The sequence below is a fragment of the Tenacibaculum sp. TB-56 genome, from assembly GCF_059716275.2.
The window spans coordinates 2,550,597-2,574,282 of sequence record NZ_CM201367.1 but is presented as its reverse complement, the minus strand read 5'-3'; the positions used below and the strand labels follow the sequence as shown (position 1 = coordinate 2,574,282).

The following is a 23,686-nucleotide window of genomic DNA, read 5'->3' as shown; positions in this document are numbered from 1 at the left end:
AGTTAATTATCTGTGAAATTGATATGGTGAGTACAAGATATTGTGGAATAAAAAACACAAACTATATAAAAGCTTGTGTTTTTTATTGTTGGTGCACATAAGAAGATTCGAACTTCCACATTCCTAAGAATACTGCCCCCTCAAGGCAGCGCGTCTACCAATTCCGCCATATGTGCGTAAACTAAAAAAGTTAAGCTTTCGCTTAACTTTTTGGTGACCGGGCTGGGGCTCGAACCCAGGCCCTCTCCTTAAAAGGGAGATGCTCTACCAACTGAGCTACCCGGTCATTGCTTCCTTGTGAAAGCGGTTGCAAATATACAACTGTTCTTTAAATGAAAAAAGCTTTTTTGTAATATTTTTTATAGATATTTGTAACTACTTAATTACTAGTTTATGAAAATTGTGTTATTGGGATACATGGCCAGTGGGAAATCGACAATTGGTAAGATTTTAGCCGAAAAAATGAAGATTTCTTTCATAGATTTAGATACATATATTGAAGAAAAAGAAAAAATGTCGGTTTCTGATGTCTTTAAAGAGAAAGGAGAAATCTATTTTCGTAAGCAAGAGCATGTTTATCTAAAGGAACTTTTAGATAAAAAAGAAGACTTTGTTTTATCCTTAGGAGGAGGTACACCATGTTATGCAGGAAACATGAATGTATTATTAAGTTATGATGATGTGACTTCTATATATTTAAAAACATCTATACAAACCATAATGGAAAGATTGGTAAATGAAAAAAGCCAACGTCCGTTAGTAGCTCGCTTAAATGAAGATGAATTGGCAGAGTTTATAGCCAAACACTTATTTGAACGTAGTTATTATTACAATCAAGCTACTCATAAACTAGTAGTTGATAATAAAGATGTGAATGAAACAGTGGAGAATCTCCAAGTTATACTAAGTTAAATAAGCAATAGTTTCATTCGCTTTAAATTCAACAACAACATGTTCTTTAATAGAGGTAGATAAAGAAATACCTTTAAAATCTGCTTTTACTGGATATTTTTTGTGATTTCTATTGACTAACACGGCAGTTTTAAATCTTTTTAAAGGAACCTCTAAAAAGTGTTTAACGCCGTAAATCAAAGTAGTACCTGAGTTTAAAACATCATCAACCAATACTAACGCTTTGTTTTTGTACTCGTCACTAGTTATTGAAGTAGTAATTGGAGTTGTAGGTTTTTTCTTATCGATAAAAACTTTACAAAGGGTAACTTTTAAAGGTGAGATTTTATTTACTGCATCCGCAATTTTTTCAGCAAGAAAAAAACCGTTATCAGCAATACCTGCAATAATGATTTCTTTTTCTTCACTATTACTTTCGTAGATTTGAAAAGCCATTCTACGAATTTTTTGCTCTATTTGTGTGTTGTTTAGGATGATATTGTTAGTGTTGGTCATTTTTCTTTTAGTTTAAAACAAAGGAATTACAAATTAACATCATTTTCTTCAGAATCTTCGTAATAATCGTCAATATCACGACGATCTTTTTTGGTAGGTCGTCCTGTTCCTTTTTTACGATAATAGTCTTTAGAGTACTTTAATAACTCAGTTTTTTCAAACTCTTCTTTCGGGGTTAAATCTTTTCGATATAAATCAACCAGTTTAGCACCCACACGGTTAGGAGGGATGTCTAGTATCTTTATCTTATAATTAATTTGATTTTTACGGATGGTAATTTCTTCATTCCCAAAAACTTCTTTGGAAGGTTTTAAATTGGTTCCTTCAATCTTCACGTGCCCTTTTTTGCAAGCATCTGTGGCAATACTTCTGGTTTTAAATAATCGAATGCACCACAAATATTTGTCAATTCTCATATAAAAAGTTAATTTTTATCGTTTCGTTTTTTACAAAGGTATAAAAATGGTAAATTGCGCGTTAAAATTTCAGAATTAAATGATAAAATTTAAACATTTATTATATACGGTTGCTGTAGGTACTCTTTTGTATGCATGCGGAACTGATAGTAATCCAAGAATAGAAAATTTTGACCATGAAGCGCAAGCTGCTAAGGATAAAGATACTATTGCAAAGTTTTTAAAAAACTATTATTTTGATGATACTGTAGACTCTATAAAGCCTATGGTTTCAGGTAAAACTCCTTTATTAGAAGATGATAGACTTATTAAAAAAACGCACACAGAAAATGATATTGAGTATGATTTATATCATTTAATTGTTAAAGAAGGAGAGTCGCCAAAAGGTAATCCTACTCAATTAGATTCTGTTTTAACGAAATATCAAGTTTGGTATTCAACAAAGGCAGATCAATTAGAATTAAGTCAGACAGGAACTGAACCTATTTGGTGGAATTTAACACAATCTGGAAGTCGTCAGGATGCACCATCTCCTATTAGAGGTTGGACTTATGGAATTCCTAATTTAAAAGCAGGGATTAATGTGCCTACTTCAGGAGAACCTATTACTTATGAAAACTTTGGAAAAGGAATTTTAATCATTCCTTCAGGTTTGGCTTATAGAAACACTCCTAACGGTGGTATTCCTTCTAACTCACAATTGATTTTTTATATTGATTTATTAGACTTCGTAGTAGATACAGATCATGATAACGATGGTATTCCTTCTATTTATGAAGATTTGGATGAGGATGGAAACCCTAGGAATGATGATACTGACAAGAATAATGTTCCTAACTATTTAGATATAGACGATGATGGCGATGGTGTTTTAACTAAAAATGAAGATAAAAATGGTGATGGAGATCCAAGAAATGATTTTAATGATCCGAATAAGCCAAGTGTACCTGATTATTTAAATAGAGATATTAGAGTAAAATATTAAAACAAAAAAACCGAAGTTAAAAACTTCGGTTTTTTATATGTGATTGTTTGTTTTAGAATCTATAAGATAATCCTACAATGATTTGATTTACACGAGTGTCAAAATTAACATCGTTAATGTTCGAATCGATGAATTTAGCTTCAGTATCAGACAAAGCTCTTTCCCAACGAACGTCTAATCCTAACTTACCAAGTTCGATACCTGCTCCAAATTGTACTCCAACTGAGAAACCGTCAGAATCTACTTGTTTAAGGTCTTCAATATTAAAATCAGAATCTAAAATATATTGAAAAGAAGGTTACTCCAAAAACATGTGCTACTTTTAAGAATTTCATTCCAACTAAAACAGGAATATCAATCTTTTGGAAATCATAGGTGGTAGTTTTGGCAGTTATTGATTCGTTAAGAGCGTAGGAAACTTCATTGCTTAACTGAGTATACACTAATTCTGGTCTTAAGTATAAATTGGTAACAGGTAAGTTTATACGTAACCAAGCACCAGCGTGGAAACCTGTTTTACTTTTAGCATTATCAAAAACTACATCGTTTTTTACATCAGTAAAAGAATTTGAGTTATAGTTAATACCTCCTTTGATACCTCCTTGGATTTGACTTTGTGCTAATTGAATTCCTCCAACAAAAAGGAATATCATTAAAACTGCTTTTTTCATTTGTTTAGGGTTTATTTATTAATAATTGGGGGTTATATTACTTTTTTATAAAAAAAAATACATCACTTTAAACCTAAAAAGTGATGTATTTATTGTGTATAAAACAGAGTTTATTTTCTTGAAATTACTTTCTTTACAGCTTTTACGATGGCTTCATCATTTAATCCGTATTTCTTCATTAACTCTGCAGGAGTTGCAGATTCTCCGAAGCTATCATTTACAGCTACAAATTCTTGCGGAGTAGGGTTGTTAGTAGCTAAACAACGAGCAACACTTTCACCTAAACCTCCATATTTATTATGCTCTTCAGCAGTAACTACACATCCAGTTTTAGCTACTGATTTTAAAATAGCTTCTTCATCTAAAGGTTTAATAGTGTGAATATTGATTACCTCTGCTGAAATTCCTTTTTCTTCTAATTGCTCGGCAGCTTGCAACGCTTCCCAAACTAAATGTCCTGTTGCAACAATGGTTACATCTGTACCTTCTGTAAGTTGAATTGCTTTACCAATTTCAAAAGGTTGATCTGTCATAAAAACAGGAACACTAGGTCTTCCAAAACGTAAATATACTGGTCCTTCATATTCTGCAATAGCTAACGTAGCTGCTTTGGTTTGACTATAATCACAAGTATTGATAACCGTCATACCAGGTAGCATTTTCATTAACCCAATATCTTCTAAAATTTGGTGCGTAGCTCCATCTTCACCTAAAGTTAATCCTGCGTGAGAAGCACAAATTTTTACATTTTTATCAGAATACGCGATAGATTGACGAATTTGATCGTATACACGACCTGTAGAAAAGTTAGCAAATGTACCTGTAAAAGGAATTTTTCCACCAATAGTTAATCCTGCTGCAATTCCCATCATGTTTGCTTCAGCAATTCCAACTTGAAAGAAACGTTCTGGGTGATTTTTAGCAAACTCATTCATTTTTAAAGAGCCAGTTAAATCAGCACAAAGGGCAACAACATTAGGATTTGTTTTCCCTAATTCGGTTAAACCATCACCAAACCCAGATCGGGTATCTTTTTTTTCAGTATAAGTATATTTTTTCATCAGTTTGTGTTGTGTAAATACGTGTCAAAAATAATCTTTTATAAAAAGCTAGCCTTATAATTTTGATAATTCTTTGTAAAGTTTATGAACTGGAAATCCCATAACGTTAAAATAGCTTCCTTCCATTTTTGTAATTCCTATTTTACCAATCCATTCTTGAATTCCATAAGCACCAGCTTTATCGAAAGGTTTATAGGTATTTATATAATAATCAATTTCTTCATCAAGTAATTCTTTAAAAGTAACAATTGTGACGTCATTAATTGTTTTTTGAAAATTCTTACTTGTAAGACATATAGAAGTAATAACTTCATGAGTTGTATTAGATAACTCTTTTAACATGCTAAACGCTTCGTTATAATCTTTAGGTTTACCTAAGGCTTTGTTATTTAACCAAACAATAGTATCTGAAGTAATTAACAGGTCATTCTCTTTTAATTCAGTTGTAAAAGGAGATGCTTTTAAAGCAGCTAAGTAATCTGTTATTTGGCTGTGTTGTAGTTCTGTAGGATATATTTCTTCTACTTCCTTAGTTTTTATTGAAAAAGGAATGTCTAAGCTTTTGATTAATTCTTGTCTTCTAGGTGAGTTAGAAGCTAAAATTACATTGTACTTTAATAATTTAGTTGATAACATATTTTAAATAATAAGCTATTGTAGGAATGCTTATAAGCGCCAGTATAAAATTAAAGTAACTAATTTTAATAAGGTACTTGTAATGTTTTGTTTCAGAAGCTTTCATTAAGTAGTAAATAAAATATAAATAAGGAAGAACTCCTAATAACATTAGGGTTGCAAAAACGAATGTATAATCAGAAAAAGCTAAGGCAATAGAAAAGATAAAAAAACAACCGATAATGGAAAGTAGTAAAGCTATATCTTTAGCTCTCTTTCTTCCTAATAAAATGGGAAGTGTTTTTTGTTTGTTTAGATTATCTTCATTTACATTAATTAAATCAAGAATCATTTCAAAAACAATATTACTTAAGAAAGACATTATTATGTAAGCTATTGTAATTAGTTGAAGATTAAAAAATAAAGTCCATTGTTCTTGAGTTAAATCGACAGGGAGGTCAAACCACAATAAAGTTAACAAAGCAAAAGGTTTAAGAAAAGCAGTAACTATATTACTAATAAAGGTCTTTTTAATGTTGTTTTTCATATAAAAATGTGAAATGATTGGACAAACAACAAATAAGATTCCGTACCATGGTTTTTGTATTTTAAATGATAGAAGAACTCCAACTAAAACACCGATTATAGCAAACCAAAAAGAACATTTTTTTGTCTTTTCTAAATCAATTTTTATTTTTTTATGTTGATTTCTGTAAGCAAAACTTTTTAAATATCCAGAGGCTAATAAAAAAGCACTTGCTATTGATAAAAGCCCTAAATCAAAAAAAGAAAGTGTTGTTTTAAAACCATAACCATGTAAAAAACAAAACTTAAATAAAAATAACATGAAAGTGAAGTAGACAATCTTCTTCCATTGAATATTATTTAAGAAACAATTTTTCATTAATTAAAAAGCCTTTTTTATTCTGGCTAAATCACGTTTATTATCACGGTCTTTAATAGTATTTCTCTTGTCGTGAGTTTTCTTTCCTTTGGCAAGCGCTATTTCTAATTTAGCCCATCCATTTTCATTTATAAATAAACGTAAAGGAACAATGGTGTTACCTTTTGATTCTACTTCTTTTTCAAGTTTCTTTAGTTCACGTTTATTTAATAATAAACGACGTTCGCTTTTTGGTTTGTGGTTGTAATGATGTCCAAAGGCATATTCTTCAATGTACATATTAACCACAAAAAGTTCTCCTTTGTCATTGAACTCACAAAAACTTTCAGTAATTCTAGCTTTACTTTGTCGTATCGATTTTATCTCAGTACCAGTAAGTTGTATTCCTGCTGTGTACTTGTCAAGTATCTCGTATTCAAAACGAGCTTTTTTATTCTGTATGTTAATGTTTTTTTGCATAAGGAAACACAAATATAACTATAATTTTAAGTTGTTAAATAAAATTATTAAGCTATGATTTAAGTCATGTTTTAAAGGGGATTGCAAGGGTAATTTTGCTTAAAATTTAAACTTATAATCATGAAAAAAATTATATTAAGTGCTGTATTTGGAATTTTATTTTTTAGCAATGCAGCTGCACAAGAAACTACAAAAGCAGATGATTTTAAAAGATGGCAAGCTCGTTTTAGATGGGTTAGTGTAATGCCAAATGAATCAGCTACCATAGGAACTATTGGAGGAGATGTTGAGATTAGTAAAAGTTTTATTCCTGAGCTAGATTTTACGTACTACTTTACTGAAAATATAGCAGCGGAGTTAATTTTAGGAACTACAAATCACGATGTAAAAGCAGTAGGAACCGCTTTAGGAGATGTTAATTTGGGTGATGTATGGTTATTGCCTCCAACATTAACATTACAATACCATTTTAATATCAGCGATTTTAAACCTTATGTTGGTGCAGGTGTAAATTATACTATTTTTTACAATGCTGATCCTGGTGCTGTAGTAGATGTAGATTATAAAAACGGATTCGGATATGCGTTACAATTAGGTTTTGACTATGATTTAGACGATACTTGGTTTTTAAACGTAGATGCTAAGTATATCGGGTTAAGTACTGATGTAACTGTTGATGCAGGTATTGCAACTGTTCCTGCAGAAGTAGATATTAATCCATTATTAATAGGCTTTGGTGTAGGAGTAAGATTCTAAACCAATTTGAAAGCGAGCATGTTAAGAGCTGCAATTTTGCAGCTCTTTTTTTGTTATTAACAGAATTTTAAAGTGAATGTGATTGAATTCCTATAAATTTGCGCGCAAGACAATTTTTTAAAGAATCAAAATTTTATGAAGTACTTATATATTTCACTATTAATATTATTAGTCTCGTGTAAACCAAAATATACAGCGCAAGAAGTAATAGATCAATCGTTAGCGTACTCTAAGTCCAATAACATAGCAGATGCAACTATTTCTTTTGCTTTTAGAGATAACAATTACAAAGCTATACGAAACAACGGAACTTTTGAATTAACACGAGTTGTGCAAAACGATACAGCAACTGTAAAAGATGTATTGTTTAATGACGGATTTAAACGTTTTGTTAATGATAGTTTGGTTAACCTTTCAGAAGAAGATAAAAATAAGTACAGTAATTCGGTAAATTCTGTTCATTACTTTTCTGTGTTACCATTTGGATTGAACGATAAAGCTGTTCAAAAAAAGTTATTAGATCCCGTAACTATTAAGGGAAAAGAATATTATAAAGTTAGAGTTACTTTTACTGAAGAAGGAGGAGGAGAAGATTTTGATGATGTGTTTCTTTACTGGTTTTCTAAAGAGAACTTTCAATTAGATTATTTAGCCTATAAATATCATACAAATGGAGGAGGAGTTCGTTTTAGAGATGTAAAAGAAGAAAAGTTGGTTGACGGAATTCGCTTTGCAGATTATAACAATTATAAGCCTTTAGATAAAGAAATTGATTTTTATACAATTGATAAATTATATGAAGAAGGAAGGCTGAAAAAGCTTTCTGAAATTGTTTTAGAGAATATAACTGTGGAATAAGATTTATATATAAAAAAGAAAAGGGAGTTTTAAAACTCCCTTTTTTTATTCTTCGTTTCCAACCAAATCAGATTGATTTCTAAAAACCAACTGATCATCAAAAGCATCTAATAAAATAATACTATCAGTAGAAACTTTTCCTGATAAAATTTCTTTCGATAATTGATTTAAAACCTCTTTTTGAATCACACGTTTTACCGGGCGTGCACCAAACTCGGGTTGATATCCTTTTTGTGCTAAGTAGTCAATAGCTTGATCTGTAGCATCAAAAGTAATGTTTTGTTTCGCTATCATCTTTTTAACACTGTTTAATTGTAGTTTTACAATTTCTTTAATGTTTTCTTCTGAAAGCGGAGTAAACATAATAATATCATCAATTCTATTTAAAAACTCAGGTCTCACAGATTGTTTTAATAATCCTAATACTTCTGTTTTAGCTAAATCCATAGTTGTATGGATGTCGCCTTTCATGTTCTCAAATTTCTCTTGAATAATATGACTTCCCATGTTTGAGGTCATGATGATGATGGTGTTTTTAAAATCTGCAACACGACCTTTATTATCGGTTAATCTACCTTCATCTAATACTTGTAATAAAATATTAAAAGTATCAGGATGCGCTTTTTCAATCTCGTCTAACAACACAACAGAATACGGTTTTCTTCGTACAGCTTCAGTTAATTGTCCGCCTTCATCATAACCTACATATCCAGGAGGTGCACCAACTAATCTACTTACCGAATGACGTTCTTGGTATTCACTCATATCAATACGAGTAATGGCATTTTCATCGTCGAATAAATATTCAGCTAAAGCCTTTGCTAGCTCTGTTTTACCAACTCCTGTTGTTCCTAAGAATAAGAATGACCCAATAGGTTTATTAGGGTTTTGTAACCCAGATCTTGAACGACGAACTGCATCAGAAACAGCTTCTATTGCTTCTTCTTGTCCTACTACACGTCTGTGAAGTTCATCTTCTAGCTTCAATAATTTTTCACGTTCAGATTGTAACATTTTAGTTACAGGCACTCCTGTCCATTTAGCAACTACTTCAGCGATATCGTCATAGGTAACTTCCTCTTTAATTAGAGAGTTTTCTTGTTGACTAGCTAATACTTTTTGTTGCTCATCAAGCTGTTCTTGTGCTTCTTTAATTTTCCCGTAACGTAATTCAGCTACTTTTCCGTAATCACCATTACGTTCAGCTTTTTCGGCTTCTAGTTTATAGTTTTCAATATCAGTTTTTAAGCTTTGAATAGTATCAACCACACTTTTTTCTGATTGCCATTTCGCATTGATTTCGTTACGCTCTTCTTTTAAATTGGCTAAATCAGCATTTAAGGACTTTAGTTTAGGTTCGTCATTTTCACGTTTAATCGCTTCAATTTCAATCTCTAACTGCATTATTTTACGATCTAAGACATCTAATTCTTCTGGTTTAGAATTGATTTCCATACGTAATTTAGAAGCAGCTTCATCCATTAAATCTATCGCCTTGTCTGGTAAAAAGCGATTGGTGATATAACGTTGTGATAATTCTACCGCACCAATAATAGCTTCATCTTTAATACGAACCTTGTGGTGTGCTTCATATTTATCTTTAATACCTCGTAAAATAGAAATAGCACTTTCAGTATCTGGCTCATCTACCATTACTTTTTGAAAACGACGCTCTAACGCTTTGTCTTTTTCAAAGTACTTTTGATACTCGTCTAGGGTAGTAGCCCCAATTGCTCTCAATTCTCCACGTGCTAAGGCTGGTTTTAAAATGTTTGCAGCATCCATGGCACCTTGGCCACCACCAGCACCAACTAAAGTGTGGATTTCGTCAATGAAAAGAACAATGTTTCCTTCAGATTTAGATACTTCTTTTACTACCGACTTTAAACGCTCTTCAAATTCACCTTTGTATTTCGCACCAGCGATTAAAGCTCCCATGTCTAAAGAAAAAATTTGTTTATCTTTTAAATTTTCAGGAACATCACCACGGATGATACGATGTGCTAATCCTTCAGCAATAGCAGTTTTACCAGTACCTGGTTCACCTACTAAAATAGGGTTGTTCTTAGTTCTACGTGATAAAATCTGTAACAGACGTCTAATTTCTTCATCGCGACCAATAACAGGGTCTAATTTTCCGTCTTGTGCTAACTGGTTTAAGTTTTTAGCATACTTATTTAAGGAATTGTAGGTTTCTTCTGCACTTTGAGAAGTAACACGATTGCCTTTACGTAATTCTTCAATAGCAGCTGTTAAACTCTTTTCAGTAACACCTTGGTCTTTTAATACTTGAGCTATTTGACTTTTCGATTTGAAAATAGCTAAGATTAAATGCTCAATTGAAACGTACTCATCGTTCATTTTTTTTGCGATAATAGCAGCTTCGTTCAATGTTTTATTTGCTTCACGAGAAAGCATTAAATCTGCTCCAGTAACTTTAGAAAAACTTTCTAGTTGTTTGTCTAAAATTTGCTGTATAACATCAATATTAATGTTAAGTTTCTTTAAAATGAAAGGAAGCACATTTTCATCGACTAAAAGTAAAGCTTTAAAAATGTGTTCGTTTTCTATAAGGTTGTTACCATAGCTTTGCGCTAATTGTTGCGCTTGCTGTATGGTTTCTTGTGATTTTATTGTATAATTGTTAAAATTCATATCGTTTTATTTTTCACTGTAAAAGTCAAAATCAATACCAAGTCTATTTTTAACGTTAAAAACGACATTTTGTCTTTTAAAAGTGTGTTTAAACTGACTTTTTGACTGATACAGAGTAGTGATAGTTAAGTTGATATTAAATTAAGAAATATATGGGAATGTTGAATAGTTTTTTTGGAAATAAAAAAATAGATAAATCAGATAAAGGATCGTTTATAAAATGGATTCCGTTAACGACTTTTGAACAGTTAGAAGTAGTTAAAAATCAATCAGAAAATGAACCTGTGGCTATTTTTAAACATTCTACTCGATGTGGTATTAGTAGCATGGTTATTAAAGGTTTTGAAAATAGTTTTGATGAAGAATTGAAAGATTTAAAAGTATATTATTTAGACTTGTTGAGTTATAGAGATATTTCGAATGAAATTTCGGCTCAATTTCAAGTAATACACCAATCTCCTCAATTATTGGTAATTAAAAAAGGAGCGGTAGTAGCACATGCTTCTCATTATGATATTTCAAAAGTAGATTTGAAAAAAATCTAAAAAAACTCCTGATTTTAGTGGGATTTCCTTAAATACCTCGTATTTTTGCATATTTCAAAATTATAGAGATTTGAGTAACGAAACAGCAACTTCACAACCAAAGAAAGGAAAAAATTTATACTATTATCAAAAAGAAGCATTAAACAAAATTTTTAAAAGTTTTGAAGATGCTCCAGAGAATTACCACTTGTTATATCAGCTTCCAACAGGAGGTGGTAAAACAGTTATTTTCTCTGAAATTACACGTCAATATTTAAAACACCATCAAAAGAAAGTATTGATAATGACCCACCGAATTGAGTTATGTAAGCAAACTGCAAAAGTGCTTACTGAATTTGGTGTTGAGAATAAAATTATAGATAGTAAAGCAAGCTTAGAAGATCAAGACAAATATGATTGCTTTGTGGCGATGGTAGAAACATTAAACAATCGTTTAAACGACGATATGTTAGATATTTCTGATGTTGGATTGGTAATTATTGATGAGGCGCACTACAATTCATTTACTAAATTATTCAAGTTTTTTGAAAAGTCTTTCATTTTAGGTGTTACAGCGACTCCTTTGAGTTCTAATATTAAACTTCCTATGAAAGATAATTATGATGAGTTGATTGTAGGGGAGAGTATAGGTTCTTTAATAGAAAATGAATACTTAGCAAAAGCAAATGTTTTTTCTTACAACGTTGGATTAACTTCTTTAGAAGTAGGAGCAAACGGAGATTATACCGTAAAATCATCTGAAGATTTATATACCAACACCGACATGCTTTCTAAGTTATTACAAGCTTATGAAGAGCGTGCAAAAGGAACTAAAACGTTGATTTTTAACAATGGTATTAATACTTCTTTACACGTATTTGATACGTTTAAAAGAGCAGGATATCCTATTGCGCATTTAGATAATACAAATACTAAGAAAGAACGTGATTTAATATTAAAATGGTTCCATAAAACACCAAATGCGATAATTACTTCAGTAAGTATTTTAACAACAGGGTTTGATGAGCCATCAGTTAAGTCAATCATTTTAAACAGAGCTACAAAATCGTTAACACTTTATTATCAGATGATTGGTCGTGGTTCGCGTGTGTTAAAAGGTAAATCTGATTTTAATGTAATTGACTTAGGAAACAACTTCCACCGTTTCGGTCCTTGGGGAGCAGATTTAGATTGGCAAAAAATGTTTAGAGCGCCTAACTTCTATTTAGATAATTTATTATCTGATGAAGAGATAGAAAGTGATTTTAGATATGAACTTCCAGAAGAGGTAAAAGCTGAGTTTGCTAATTCTGAAGATTTATACTTTGATGTTAAAAAAGTATATAGAGACACGATACAAGGAGGTGAATCTTCTAAAAGAGTACTAGAAAAATCTATTGAACATCATGCTAAAATGTGTGTTGAAAACAGTGAAGATGTTTTTGATGCTTTGATACTAGCTAAAATGTTAGGAGGAGATATTGATGATAGAATTTACAGATATTCAAAATGTATTTCTAAAAGTACTCATAACTTTATTGATTGGTTACAAGATGATTACCGAAAAAAATTAAACACGTATTTACGTGGTAATTTTGACGAGGTATACGAGCAAATCCATGGTCATCCACCACCAGAAGAGGAGTAGGGATGTTAGAAAGTGAAAAACTAAAAGTGAAAAATTAAATTTTCTAATAATCTAACAATCCAAGAATCCAACAAAAAAATCCGACTCTTTAAAAAGAATCGGATTTTTTGCTTTCTATACTTTTTGGCTGGTTATTTTGCAGGTAAAACTTTACCAGAACATTCACCAAAACCTATACGAACTTTATCATTTTTACAATATCCACGCATAATCACAGTGTCATTATCATTGATGAATTTACGCTCGCTACCATCATTCATTTTAATAGGGTTTTGACCTCTCCAAGTTAATTCTAACATAGAACCAAAACTATCTTGTGTTGGACCAGAAATAGTACCACTACCCATCATATCTCCAGCATTTACAGGACATCCGTTTACCGTGTGATGCGCCAATTGTTGTACCATTGTCCAATACATGTACTTGAAATTAGAGTTACAAACAACAGTCTCTTCTTTTCCTTCTGGTTGAATAGCCATTTGTAAATTAATATCGTAACTGTCTTTTCCTTCCTTTTTTAAGTAAGGTAATGGTTCAAATACTTGTTTAGGATTGTCTACTCTAAAAGGCTCTAAAGCATCTAAAGTAACTATCCAAGGAGAAATTGTTGATGCAAAGTTTTTTCCTAAGAAAGGCCCTAAAGGCACATATTCCCAAGCTTGAATATCACGAGCAGACCAGTCATTAAATAATACCAATCCAAAGATATATTCCTCTGCTTCTTCAATAGGAATTCTGTCTCCTAAGTCATTTGCTACTGTTGTAATAAAGGCCATTTCTAATTCAAAATCTAATAATTTTGAAGGTCCAAAGTTAGGCGTAGTTTCTCCTTCGTTAGGACGTTGTTGCCCTACAGGACGACGAATTGGAGTTCCTGATGGTACGATTGAAGAACTTCTTCCGTGGTAACCAATAGGAATTTGTAACCAGTTTGGTAATAAAGCGTTTTCAGGATCTCTAAATAGGCTTCCTACGTTAGTGGCATGTTCTTTACTTGCATAAAAGTCAGTATAATCACCTACAGCTACCGGAAGTTGCATTTCAACTTCATCCATTCTAAAGATGATTTTGTCTTTATGCTCAGCATTATCACGTAGAGCACTGTTTTTAACATCAAAAACATCTGCAATTCTATTACGAACTAAACGCCAAGTTTTGCGTCCATCAGCAATAAAATCGTTTAAAGTATCTTGTAAAAAAATGTCATCTGTTAATGGGATTCCGTCAAAGTACCCTAATTGGTGTAAGGCACCTAAATCAATAGCGTAATCACCAATTCTAGTACCAATAGTTATAATATCATCTTTAGTTAGAAAAACCCCAAAAGGTATGTTTTGAATAGGAAAATCTGAGTCTTCAGCCACAGTTAACCAAGATTTTCTATTCGGATTATTAGCAGTTATTTCCATTTATCGTTTTGTTATATTTTCATCAAACCTACATATTTTTTTCAATTTACCCCAAAAAGATGAGTAAAAAAAATGTGAAAGTATATTTAGAAACACTTCTTGTAAAATCTGTAAAAATTGAAGAATAAAATTAGTACTTTTGGCTCTTTATGTAACAACACACAACATGCAAAAAGATCATCAAATATTTGATTTAATTCAAGAAGAAAAAGAGCGTCAGCTAAACGGATTAGAGTTGATTGCTTCTGAAAATTTTGTAAGCGAACAAGTAATGGAAGCTCAAGGATCGGTTTTAACAAATAAATATGCTGAAGGATATCCACAAAAACGTTATTACGGTGGATGTGAAGTAGTAGATATCGTAGAGCAAATTGCTATTGATAGAGCTAAAGAACTTTTCGGTGCTGAGTATGTAAACGTACAACCTCACTCAGGAAGTCAAGCAAACACAGCCGTTTTTGCTGCATGTTTACAACCAGGAGATACTATTTTAGGATTTGATTTATCTCACGGAGGTCACTTAACTCACGGTTCGCCAGTAAACTTTTCTGGTAAATTATACAACCCAGTATTTTATGGAGTTGATAAAGAAACTGGCTATATTGACTATAACCACTTAGAGCAACAAGCTAAAGAACATAAACCTAAATTAATCATTGCAGGAGCTTCGGCATATTCTCGTGATATCGATTTTAAGAAGTTTAGAGAGATTGCTGATAGCGTAGGAGCTATTTTAATGGCTGATATTTCGCACCCAGCAGGGTTAATTGCTAAAGGAATTTTATCAGACCCATTACCACATTGTCATATCGTTACTACGACAACTCACAAAACGTTACGTGAACCACGTGGAGGTATGATTATGATTGGAAAGGATTTTGAAAATCCATTTGGAGAAAAATTAAAATCTGGAAAATTAAAGAAAATGTCAACATTGATTAATTCTGCGGTTTTCCCAGGAAATCAAGGTGAACCATTAGAGCATGTTATTGCTGCTAAAGCGGTTGCTTTTGGTGAAGCATTAACAGATGAGTTCTTAGATTACCAAATTCAAGTAAAAGAAAATGCGCAAGCAATGGCGAAAGCATTTGTAGCAAAAGGATATGAAATTATTTCTGGAGGTACAGATAACCACTGTATGTTAATCGATTTACGTAACAAAAATATTACAGGAAAAGCTGCCGAAGAAGCATTAGGAAAAGCGGAGATTACGGTAAATAAAAACATGGTTCCTTTTGACACGGAGTCTCCATTCGTAACTTCTGGTATCCGTGTAGGTACTGCTGCTGTTACCACTCGTGGTTTAAAAGAAGCAGACATGGAAGTTGTTGTAGACTTAATTGATGAAGCTTTAATGAATGCTGACAACGAAGAGGTATTAGAAGCCGTAGGAGAGAAGGTATTTGATTTAATGCACCACAGACGTTTGTTTATCATGTAGAAGGCGATGCCTTCGAATAAGGTATAAATAAAAAGGTCGCTCTAAAATATTTTAGAGCGACCTTTTTTTATTCGTCATTATCTTGAGCTCGTTCAAGAATTTTTTCTGGAAGTGCTTTTTTAGCTTTGGCTCCCATTTTTTTGAGTTTTTCTACACTTGTAATTAAGTTTCCACGACCTTCTACGAGTTTATTCATAGCAGCGGAATAATCGGCTTTTGTGCCATCTATTTTCTTACCAATGTTCACTAAATCGATTAATAGCCCTTGAAATTTATCGTATAAAGCACCTGCTTGACGTGCTATTTCTAAAGCATTACGTTGTTGTTTCTCGTTATTCCACATCGTATCAATAGTACGTAACGTAGCTAATAACGTGGTTGGAGTAACAATCACAATATTTCTTTCAAAAGCTTTATTATATAAGGTGTTGTCTTCATTTAAAGCTACTGCAAAAGCAGGTTCAATAGGCACGAAAAGCAACACAAAATCAGGGGATTCTATTTTGTAGATGTCTTCATATTTCTTTTCTGAAAGTTGCTCTACGTGACGTTTTAATGAATTTACATGTTCTTTTAAAAAGCGTTCTTTTTCTATATCATCTTCAGTATTAATAAATTGCTCGTAAGCAGTTAATGATACTTTAGAATCGACAACCATTTTTTTGTTGTCTGGTAAATGAATTACCACATCGGGCATAATACGTTTACCTTCTTCGTTAACAAAAGATTGTTGAACAAAATACTCACGCTCTTTTTCTAAACCAGATTTTTCTAAAACACGTTCTAAAACCAATTCGCCCCAGTTTCCTTGAGTTTTACTATCTCCTTTTAAAGCTTTGGTAAGGTTAATCGTTTCTTTACTCATTTGAGCATTTAATTCTTTTAAACCTAATAACTGTTCTTTTAAAGCAGAATGCATCGAAATGCTCTCTTTTTGAGTGTCTTCAACCTTCTTTTCAAAGGTTTGTATTTTTTCTTGAAGCGGATTTAAAATATCCTTAATGTTCTTTTTATTTTGTTCTGTAAACTTATTCGATTTTTCATCTAAAATCTTGTTAGCTAAGTTTTCAAACTCTTTGGTGAATTTATCTTGTAGCTTTTCTACTTCTTCTTTATTCTCATTTAGTTTTAGCTGTAAATTTTTTAATTCTTCATTTTTTCTAGCCAATTCATTAGAAGAAAATTCCTTTTCACGACGTAATTCACCATTTTCTTTAGTTTTTTCATCTAATCGTTTTAAAAAATCTTCTTTTTGTTGAGAAAAAAGGACTTCCTTTTCTCTTTTTTGAACCTCAAAATTGGCCTGATTGTTTTGTAACGAAGCAATCTCTTTTTCTAAATCGGTAGTTTGTTGTTTAAACTTTAATTTAGAAAGCAGATTTCCAATAATAAACCCAATAACAAGGGTACTAATAGCAATTAAAATCAGTAAAAGAGTGGTATTCATTAGGTTGTTTAAAAGTTTATTGAATGAACAAATATAGGACAAGATAGGTTAAATTTATTTGATTTTTATAAGGAAAACCGTATCATTGACCCTTATAACTGTTAGAATGATATCTAAATTTATATTTCACAAAGTTTTAGGCTGGAAGTTGGTAGGAGATTTTCCTAGAGATTTAAAAAAGTATGTGGTTATAGGAGCACCGCATACGAGTTGGAAAGATTTTCCTATTGCTATTTTAGCAAGAAACACTTATGGCGTTAAAATCAATTTTATAGGAAAGGCTTCCTTATTCAAACCGCCATTCGGGTTTATTTTTAGAGCGTTAGGGGGTTCACCAGTTGATAGAAGTAAAAGCACCAATAAGGTAGAAGCTATTGTGAATTTGTTTAACGAACACGATGAATTTCGTTTAGCATTATCTCCTGAAGGAACTCGAGCGAAAATAACAGAATGGAAAACAGGTTTTTATTATATTGCTAAAGGAGCCAATGTACCAGTAGTAATGTTTGCTTTCGATTTTGAAAATAAACAAATTATAGTAGCTCCTCCATATTACTTAACTGAGGATATGAATTTTGATATGAATCATATTTATGATTTTTACAGAGATATAAAAGGAGCAAAACCCGAATTGTTTTACGTACCAGAAAAGAGTAAAACAAACGTTAAATAGTTTAGTATTCTTGAAAATTTCCTCAGATTTGAGTATCTTGTATAGGTTTTAAAATCTATATAATATGAAAAGGTATAGCATTTTAGTAGGTGTAGTTTTTATACTGTTTAGTTGCGCCTCTTCAAGAACAGCAACTCAAGCAGAAATAGATAATTTAAAAGCTCTTATTGAAAGTAAAATTTTCGAGATAGAATCTGAATGGGCAGAGCCTCAAGCTACGCTTGCGATGACACAAATAGCTAATGCAGGAATGTTACCTAATGGGAGTAGTGCAGGAAATATAAATTTAATAGGAAACGCTAATTTCTTTAAAATGAAAGGAGATACTGTTTCAGCCTATTTACCTTATTTTGGAGAACGTCAAGCAGATGGATCTTACGGTGGTACAGATATTGGAATTGTGTTTGAAGGAGAGCCAGAAAACTTAACGATAACTGAAGCCAAAGAGAATAGTTATAAAATTAACTTCAAAATAAAAGATAAAAATAATATTACCGAAAATTACAATGTAATAGTTAGAGTATATCCTAGTTTATCTACTTCTATTTATGTTATGAGTAATCAAAAAAAGTCTATAAATTATCGTGGTAGGGTAGTTAACAAAACTCCAAAAGAATAAACACAGTTGTGTAAATATTCTTGATAGCATATATTAGATGTATGGAGTTACCCAACTTAAAGAAACATTTTATTGAAAAAGGAGGATTATCTGAAAAAGATTATGCCTCAATACAATCATATATTCAAACAAAAAAGGTTTCTAAAAACGACTTCTTATTAAAGCAAGGAGCAATTTGTTCGCATTTCTTTTTTGTAGAACAAGGTTTGTTACGTATGTATGCGCTAAATGAAGAGGGAAAAGAAAATATTTTACAATTTGCTACAGAAGGATGGATAGTAAGCGACAGAGGGAGTGTTTTTTTTCAAGAACCTTCTACGTATTTTATTGATGCTGTTGAAGATACACTGGTTGTGATGTTCGACGAGCATTTTATAAATGAAATATCAAAAATAAACACTGATTTTAGAGAAAAAAACGAGCAGTTATTACAAAATCATATTCGACATTTATATAAACGTATCAGTCAGTTATTAGGGGTGTCAGCAAAAAGTCGTTACTTAGATTTTGTGAGTATGTACCCCGATATTATGCTTCGGGTACCTCAATGGATGATTGCTTCTTACTTAGGAATTACCCCAGAAAGCTTAAGTCGAGTTCGTAAAGCACTTGCAGAAGAAAACTTCAAACCACACAAATAACACTTCTTACCATAGGTCAATGCATATCCTTTTTTGTTGCAGTAATTTTACAGTAAATAAAAAGTAGAGGTCAACTCACTTAATATTTCAGAAAAAATAAACTGAATTCATTTCGATGTTAATCATCGAATAATTAATCCCATTTAATGGGTAAAAAAGGATTTATTATGAGACATTTAAAAACATTAGTTGTAACAGAAAGTACAACAATGCCTAAAATTTTAAACTGGCAAGTTTCAACTGTTAGTAATGTCGAAACAGCCATTGAAAAATTACATCAACAACCGTATAGTGTGCTAGCTATTTCAGAAGAAATAAATGAAATAGATAGAAATAAATTAAAGAAAATAATTACAGTACTATTTCCTGAAGCGATTGTAGTTACTTATAAAGAAGAAACAACACTTTCAGAAAATGTAAAAAAAGCATATTGGTCTAAAAACAAACCAGGAGCACAACGTAATTATTTAGATAATTCATTTGAAATAAAACTAGCATGTAGTTTAAATTAATAAAAGGATAGAAAGATGAAAACAAGAAGTATAGAAAGAGTCGTAAAGCCAGGAACGCCACATTTTGTAGGAGACGGATTTAGAGTACATAATTTTATTCCAGGAAGCTCAAGTATGCAGTGTATGGATCCGTTTATTATGTTAGATTATAATTCAAAATATAATTTTCCTCCAACAGATAAACCTAAAGGCGTAGGAGTACATCCGCATAGAGGTTTTGAAACGGTAACGATTGCCTATAAAGGACGTGTAGAGCATGGAGATAGTGCAGGAGGAGGGGGAATTATTGGTGAAGGTGATGTACAATGGATGACAGCAGCTTCTGGAGTTTTACATAAAGAGTTTCATGAAACTGAATGGAGCAAAACAGGAGGAGAGTTTCAAATGGTACAATTGTGGGTAAATCTTCCTGCAAAGGATAAAATGAGTCCGCCAAAATATCAAGCAATTGCAAATACTGAAATGGCTAAAGTTCATTTACCAAATAATGAAGGAGAAGTAGAGGTAATAGCAGGTGAATATGAGGGTAATAAAGGGCCAGCTTCAACATTTTCTCCAGTAAACATGTTTAATGTACGATTAAAAAAAGGAGCAAAAACACAATTAACATTTCCTGCGCATTATACTACTTCAATTTTAGCTGTAGAAGGAAGTGTAAAGGTAAATGAAACGGAAAATGTTTTGCAAGATCACTTTGCTTTGTTTGCAAATGATGGAGATACTTTTACACTAGAAGCTCTAGAAGACACTGTTGTTTTAGTATTAAGTGGTGAACCGCTAAATGAGCCTATTGCAGCTTATGGTCCTTTTGTAATGAATACTCAAGAGGAATTGGTGGAAGCATTTCAGGACTTCAACACAGGAAAGTTTGGATATTTAGAAGATTAACTCTACATTTAAAAAGCAACTCAAATTCAACGAGTTGCTTTTTAAATTTACAATAAAAGAGGTCTGTTTAGAAGTTTCTAGCAGCCTTATAAAACCTATTTATAAAATGAAAGAAGAATTTCTAAACATACCGCTTGTAAAAAACGAAAAGGAACATCGTTTTGAGATAGAAGTTGAAGGAATCATTGCTTTTATAGATTATAAAGAAACACATAGCCAAATAGCTTTGGTACATACCGAAGTGCCAGAAATAATAGGAGGTAAAGGTGTTGCTGCAGCTTTGGTAGAAAAAGCGTTGAACTATCTTGAAGAACACCATAATTCATTGTTACCATTTTGTCCTTATGTATTCACTTACATAAAAAAACATCCAGAATGGAAGCGTATTGTAGATAAACGTTTTAATGGTTATGATAAATTGTAAAGAATGAAATAGAAGAGAAGTAGAGTTGCATTTTGTAAGGTTTATTTAGAGTTCTTTTTAGGTAATACTTCCTCAGGGAAAGGGAATAAAATTGTTGTATTTTTCTCTACAGCAATGTTAGAAAGTGTTTGATACAAACGTAGTTTAATAGCTGAAGGCGATTGATTTAATACCGAAAAGATAAGCATTTTGATTTTATAAAAGCAATCTATTGTTTAGCTGATAGAATCGTGTATTTGAATTTTTAATGATCCAAGTACTAAAATATTGTAAAGAATGAATAAAGGTTATAGGATATTTCACATAATAGTATAGAATTATAACTTACAAAATCAATTATCTATATTTGTTCTATAATTAATATTATGTTAAATAGTAGTTGTTTAAAGAAGAAAAATAGCTGAAAAACCTCTTTATTTAATTATATAATTTTTGTTCATCGTTTGTCTACTTTCAGAAAAGATAAAAAAAATAGTTTTTTTTAACAAAAAAAGTAGGCTTTATTAAAAGATTCCTGTTTTATGTTATGTAAGATGTATTTATAATATTAGACGCTGTTTAGGAAAGACCCCTTCAACCTATACATTTTTTTGTTTCACTACAATTTATTCCTAACAGCGTCAAAATTTAATTAGACTTTGAAAGTCGTGATATTGTTTGTTTAAAGGCTGTTTTTACAGCCTTTTTTTATACAATTTTAACTTTAAACAAAAACAAAGGCAGTACTTTTGCTTAATGCAAGAAAATAATCAATCAAAGTTAGAGTTTATCGCTCTAATGGCGTCTTTAATGTCGCTTGTAGCACTATCAATAGACGCATTACTACCCGCTTTAGAACACATAGGTATTAGTATTAATGTTCAAGAATCTTCCAACGATAGTCAGTTGTTAGTAACAATGATTTTTTTAGGACTAGGGTTTGGTCAGTTAATTTCAGGACCAATTTCTGATACTTTAGGAAGAAAACCAGTTATTTACGGTGGATTTGTACTTTTTGTAATCGCTAGTTTTATTTGCGTTAGTGCAACAAGTTTAGAAATGATGGTTGTTGGAAGAATTTTACAAGGAATAGGACTTTCTGCACCAAGAACTATAAGTATTGCGATGGTTCGCGATAGTTTTAGTGGTAATTATATGGCAAAAATTATGTCATTTATTGTTGTTATTTTCATTTTAGTTCCTGTAGTGGCTCCTGCCCTGGGAAAAATTATGCTCGATGCTTACGGATGGAAATCTATTTTTTATAGTCAGTTAATTTTTGGAGTTTTAGTTATGTTTTGGTTATGGAAACGTCAACCAGAAACACTTAAAGAAGAAAATAGAATTAAATTCTCTTTTGGTTTATTTTCAGACGGATTAAAAGAATTTATAAAATACAAACAAGCAACTGTGTTTACCATAATTTCCGGTTTTATAACAGGATCCTTTATGGTTTATCTAAGTGCTTCTCAACAAATCTTTCAAGAGCAGTATTTATTAGTAGATGAGTTTCCGTTCATTTTTGCTGGGTTGGCTATTTCTGTTGGATTTGCTACATTTTTAAACGGTTCATTTGTAATGAAATTCGGAATGCACAAATTGGTGTCGTTCTTCTTAATCATATTTACCTTAGTACCTTTAATTTATGTGGCATTATTTTACCAAAAAGAGAATCCTAGCATAACAATTTTATTGGTGTTCTTTGCGTTACAGTTCTTTTCTATCGGATTTTTATTCGGGAACCTACGTGCTTTAGCAATGCAACCTGTTGGGCATATTGCGGGCATTGGGGCTGCTATTAACGGATTTGTATCAACGATTATGGCAGTGCCAATTGCAACGGTAATAGGTAGATTTGTTAGTACCACTACCCTTCCACTTTTTATCGGATTTTTTATTTGCGGCGCTTTATCTTTAGCGCTAGTAAACCTAACAAAACTTAAACAGGAAAATTAATATTATGAATGTATCAATTCTTTACGAAGACGATTATATAGTGTGTGCATCAAAACCTAATAATGTGGTTGTACACCATGCTCATCACTCTAGAAATGTAGCTGATGAAGCTTCATTATTGCAGTTATTACAAGAGCAATGTGGTGAAAAAATGTATCCTATACATCGTCTTGATAGAAAAACATCAGGAATACTATTGTTAGCTAAAAAAAGTGAGTATGTTGCTAAGTTTCAAGAATTGTTTACGAATAATCAAATTCAAAAAACATACTACGGAATTGTAAGAGGACATGCTTCTGAAACAAAAATTATCGATTCGCCAGTAAAAGGAAGAGATGCAAATGTGCATAAAGATGCAGAAACTCATTTAGAAACGTTAAAAACAGTTACTGTTGATATTCCTGTGAAACCGTACGATACTTCAAGGTATAGTTTGGTGAAATTAATGCCTAAAACGGGTAGATTACATCAGCTGCGTATTCACATGAATAAAATTAGTCACCCGTTAATTGGAGATCCTAAGTATGGAGATAAAAATCATAATATGATGTTTCTTGAAAATTTTAATTGTGAAAATCTCTTTTTGCATGCGCGTTCTTTAGAATTTATTCATCCCTATTCAAATGAAAAACTAGAAATCATAGCTGAATTACCACAAGATTGGAATACAGTCTTTGAAAGATTTGGTTGGTAAAAAATAAAAAAAGGGTTACGAAATTCGTAACCCTTTTTGTGAAA

The 23,686-nt window shown here is 31.7% G+C and carries 26 protein-coding genes and 2 tRNA genes; 15 read left to right on the top strand and 13 right to left on the bottom strand.

Annotated elements, in window-relative coordinates; genetic code table 11:
* Positions 1–89 precede the first annotated feature (89 nt).
* Positions 90–176, bottom strand: a tRNA-Leu gene (locus AC3VI6_RS12360).
* A 35-nt stretch (positions 177–211) separates the two neighbouring features.
* Positions 212–286 (bottom strand) — tRNA-Lys (locus AC3VI6_RS12355).
* Positions 287–393: 107 nt separating this feature from the next.
* Between AC3VI6_RS12355 and AC3VI6_RS12350 the strand changes: the two genes are divergently transcribed.
* Complete coding sequence (locus AC3VI6_RS12350) at positions 394–912, top strand: shikimate kinase (protein ID WP_497706419.1); 519 nt, start codon at positions 394–396, stop codon at positions 910–912.
* On the opposite strand, the gene AC3VI6_RS12345 is transcribed toward AC3VI6_RS12350, so the two are convergent.
* Together AC3VI6_RS12345 and hslR are read right to left on the bottom strand one after the other, a co-directional pair.
* Complete coding sequence (locus AC3VI6_RS12345; protein ID WP_497706418.1) at positions 904–1,407, bottom strand: phosphoribosyltransferase family protein; 504 nt, start codon at positions 1,405–1,407, stop codon at positions 904–906. The genes AC3VI6_RS12350 and AC3VI6_RS12345 overlap by 9 nt on opposite strands.
* 26 nt (positions 1,408–1,433) lie before the next feature.
* Complete coding sequence (gene hslR, locus AC3VI6_RS12340; protein WP_408035716.1) at positions 1,434–1,823, bottom strand: Hsp15 family ribosome-associated heat shock protein; 390 nt, start codon at positions 1,821–1,823, stop codon at positions 1,434–1,436.
* 79 nt (positions 1,824–1,902) lie between these two features.
* On the opposite strand from hslR, the gene AC3VI6_RS12335 reads away from it, so the two are divergent.
* Positions 1,903–2,808, top strand: a complete 906-nt coding sequence (locus AC3VI6_RS12335) for an FKBP-type peptidyl-prolyl cis-trans isomerase (RefSeq protein ID WP_497706417.1) — start codon at positions 1,903–1,905, stop codon at positions 2,806–2,808.
* Positions 2,809–3,077: 269 nt separating this feature from the next.
* On the opposite strand, the gene AC3VI6_RS12330 is transcribed toward AC3VI6_RS12335, so the two are convergent.
* From AC3VI6_RS12330 to smpB, 5 genes are all read right to left on the bottom strand, one after another.
* The gene (locus AC3VI6_RS12330; RefSeq protein ID WP_497706416.1) at positions 3,078–3,479 is read right to left on the bottom strand and encodes an outer membrane beta-barrel protein; all 402 of its coding nucleotides are present in this window, start codon (positions 3,477–3,479) and stop codon (positions 3,078–3,080) included.
* Positions 3,480–3,589: 110 nt separating this feature from the next.
* On the bottom strand, positions 3,590–4,540 hold the full coding sequence (locus tag AC3VI6_RS12325; protein WP_497706415.1) for a transketolase family protein: 951 nt from the start codon (positions 4,538–4,540) through the stop codon (positions 3,590–3,592).
* 54 nt (positions 4,541–4,594) lie between these two features.
* Entirely contained in the window at positions 4,595–5,176 is a 582-nt protein-coding gene (locus AC3VI6_RS12320; RefSeq protein WP_497706414.1) for a Maf-like protein, read from the bottom strand.
* Positions 5,163–6,059, bottom strand: a complete 897-nt coding sequence (locus AC3VI6_RS12315; protein WP_497706413.1) for a UbiA prenyltransferase family protein — start codon at positions 6,057–6,059, stop codon at positions 5,163–5,165. Before AC3VI6_RS12315 ends, AC3VI6_RS12320 begins: the two co-directional genes overlap by 14 nt.
* A 3-nt stretch (positions 6,060–6,062) precedes the next feature.
* On the bottom strand, positions 6,063–6,518 hold the full coding sequence (smpB, locus tag AC3VI6_RS12310) for an SsrA-binding protein SmpB (RefSeq protein WP_274633697.1): 456 nt from the start codon (positions 6,516–6,518) through the stop codon (positions 6,063–6,065).
* A 120-nt stretch (positions 6,519–6,638) separates the two neighbouring features.
* On the opposite strand from smpB, the gene AC3VI6_RS12305 reads away from it, so the two are divergent.
* Positions 6,639–7,274, top strand: coding sequence for an OmpW/AlkL family protein (locus AC3VI6_RS12305; RefSeq protein WP_435254816.1), 636 nt, complete (start codon positions 6,639–6,641; stop codon positions 7,272–7,274).
* 135 nt (positions 7,275–7,409) lie between these two features.
* Positions 7,410–8,132 (top strand): DUF6503 family protein, encoded by a 723-nt coding sequence (locus tag AC3VI6_RS12300; RefSeq protein ID WP_497706412.1) that lies wholly within the window; start codon positions 7,410–7,412, stop codon positions 8,130–8,132.
* Between the two features lie 45 nt (positions 8,133–8,177).
* Here AC3VI6_RS12300 and clpB read toward each other — a convergent pair whose 3' ends face one another.
* Positions 8,178–10,787 (bottom strand): ATP-dependent chaperone ClpB, encoded by a 2,610-nt coding sequence (clpB, locus tag AC3VI6_RS12295; RefSeq protein WP_435254818.1) that lies wholly within the window; start codon positions 10,785–10,787, stop codon positions 8,178–8,180.
* 152 nt (positions 10,788–10,939) lie between these two features.
* On the opposite strand from clpB, the gene ytxJ reads away from it, so the two are divergent.
* A complete protein-coding gene (ytxJ, locus tag AC3VI6_RS12290) occupies positions 10,940–11,332 on the top strand; it encodes a bacillithiol system redox-active protein YtxJ (RefSeq protein WP_497706411.1) in 393 nt (130 codons plus the stop codon).
* Between the two features lie 70 nt (positions 11,333–11,402).
* Positions 11,403–12,959: a DEAD/DEAH box helicase gene (locus AC3VI6_RS12285; RefSeq protein ID WP_435254820.1), complete on the top strand. Its 1,557-nt coding sequence runs from the start codon at positions 11,403–11,405 to the stop codon at positions 12,957–12,959.
* Positions 12,960–13,090: 131 nt separating this feature from the next.
* On the opposite strand, the gene fahA is transcribed toward AC3VI6_RS12285, so the two are convergent.
* Positions 13,091–14,368 carry a fumarylacetoacetase gene (gene fahA, locus AC3VI6_RS12280; RefSeq protein ID WP_435254821.1) on the bottom strand — a complete coding sequence of 426 codons (1,278 nt, stop codon included), beginning with the start codon at positions 14,366–14,368 and terminating at the stop codon, positions 13,091–13,093.
* Positions 14,369–14,534: 166 nt separating this feature from the next.
* On the opposite strand from fahA, the gene glyA reads away from it, so the two are divergent.
* A complete protein-coding gene (gene glyA / locus AC3VI6_RS12275; RefSeq protein WP_497706410.1) occupies positions 14,535–15,809 on the top strand; it encodes a serine hydroxymethyltransferase in 1,275 nt (424 codons plus the stop codon).
* A gap of 67 nt (positions 15,810–15,876) precedes the next feature.
* On the opposite strand, the gene AC3VI6_RS12270 is transcribed toward glyA, so the two are convergent.
* The gene (locus tag AC3VI6_RS12270; RefSeq protein WP_497706409.1) at positions 15,877–17,256 is read right to left on the bottom strand and encodes a DNA recombination protein RmuC; all 1,380 of its coding nucleotides are present in this window, start codon (positions 17,254–17,256) and stop codon (positions 15,877–15,879) included.
* Positions 17,257–17,362: 106 nt separating this feature from the next.
* Here AC3VI6_RS12270 and AC3VI6_RS12265 point away from each other — a divergent pair, with 106 nt between their 5' ends.
* From AC3VI6_RS12265 to AC3VI6_RS12240, 6 genes are all read left to right on the top strand, one after another.
* Positions 17,363–17,929: a 1-acyl-sn-glycerol-3-phosphate acyltransferase gene (locus AC3VI6_RS12265; RefSeq protein ID WP_497706408.1), complete on the top strand. Its 567-nt coding sequence runs from the start codon at positions 17,363–17,365 to the stop codon at positions 17,927–17,929.
* A 64-nt stretch (positions 17,930–17,993) separates the two neighbouring features.
* A complete protein-coding gene (locus tag AC3VI6_RS12260) occupies positions 17,994–18,548 on the top strand; it encodes a DUF4251 domain-containing protein (RefSeq protein ID WP_497706407.1) in 555 nt (184 codons plus the stop codon).
* 41 nt (positions 18,549–18,589) lie between these two features.
* The gene (locus tag AC3VI6_RS12255) at positions 18,590–19,189 is read left to right on the top strand and encodes a Crp/Fnr family transcriptional regulator (protein ID WP_299001967.1); all 600 of its coding nucleotides are present in this window, start codon (positions 18,590–18,592) and stop codon (positions 19,187–19,189) included.
* 167 nt (positions 19,190–19,356) lie between these two features.
* The gene (locus AC3VI6_RS12250) at positions 19,357–19,701 is read left to right on the top strand and encodes a hypothetical protein (protein WP_299001969.1); all 345 of its coding nucleotides are present in this window, start codon (positions 19,357–19,359) and stop codon (positions 19,699–19,701) included.
* A 15-nt stretch (positions 19,702–19,716) separates the two neighbouring features.
* Positions 19,717–20,589 carry a pirin family protein gene (locus AC3VI6_RS12245; protein WP_497706406.1) on the top strand — a complete coding sequence of 291 codons (873 nt, stop codon included), beginning with the start codon at positions 19,717–19,719 and terminating at the stop codon, positions 20,587–20,589.
* Positions 20,590–20,695: 106 nt separating this feature from the next.
* Entirely contained in the window at positions 20,696–21,013 is a 318-nt protein-coding gene (locus AC3VI6_RS12240; protein WP_497706405.1) for a GNAT family N-acetyltransferase, read from the top strand.
* Positions 21,014–21,054: 41 nt separating this feature from the next.
* Here the strand turns inward: AC3VI6_RS12240 and AC3VI6_RS12235 are convergent, their stop codons facing one another.
* The gene (locus AC3VI6_RS12235) at positions 21,055–21,201 is read right to left on the bottom strand and encodes a hypothetical protein (RefSeq protein ID WP_497706404.1); all 147 of its coding nucleotides are present in this window, start codon (positions 21,199–21,201) and stop codon (positions 21,055–21,057) included.
* Positions 21,202–21,670: 469 nt separating this feature from the next.
* Here AC3VI6_RS12235 and AC3VI6_RS12230 point away from each other — a divergent pair, with 469 nt between their 5' ends.
* Complete coding sequence (locus tag AC3VI6_RS12230) at positions 21,671–22,948, top strand: multidrug effflux MFS transporter (protein ID WP_497706403.1); 1,278 nt, start codon at positions 21,671–21,673, stop codon at positions 22,946–22,948.
* Between the two features lie 4 nt (positions 22,949–22,952).
* Complete coding sequence (locus tag AC3VI6_RS12225; protein WP_497706402.1) at positions 22,953–23,642, top strand: pseudouridine synthase; 690 nt, start codon at positions 22,953–22,955, stop codon at positions 23,640–23,642.
* The last annotated feature ends 44 nt before the right edge of the window (positions 23,643–23,686 follow it).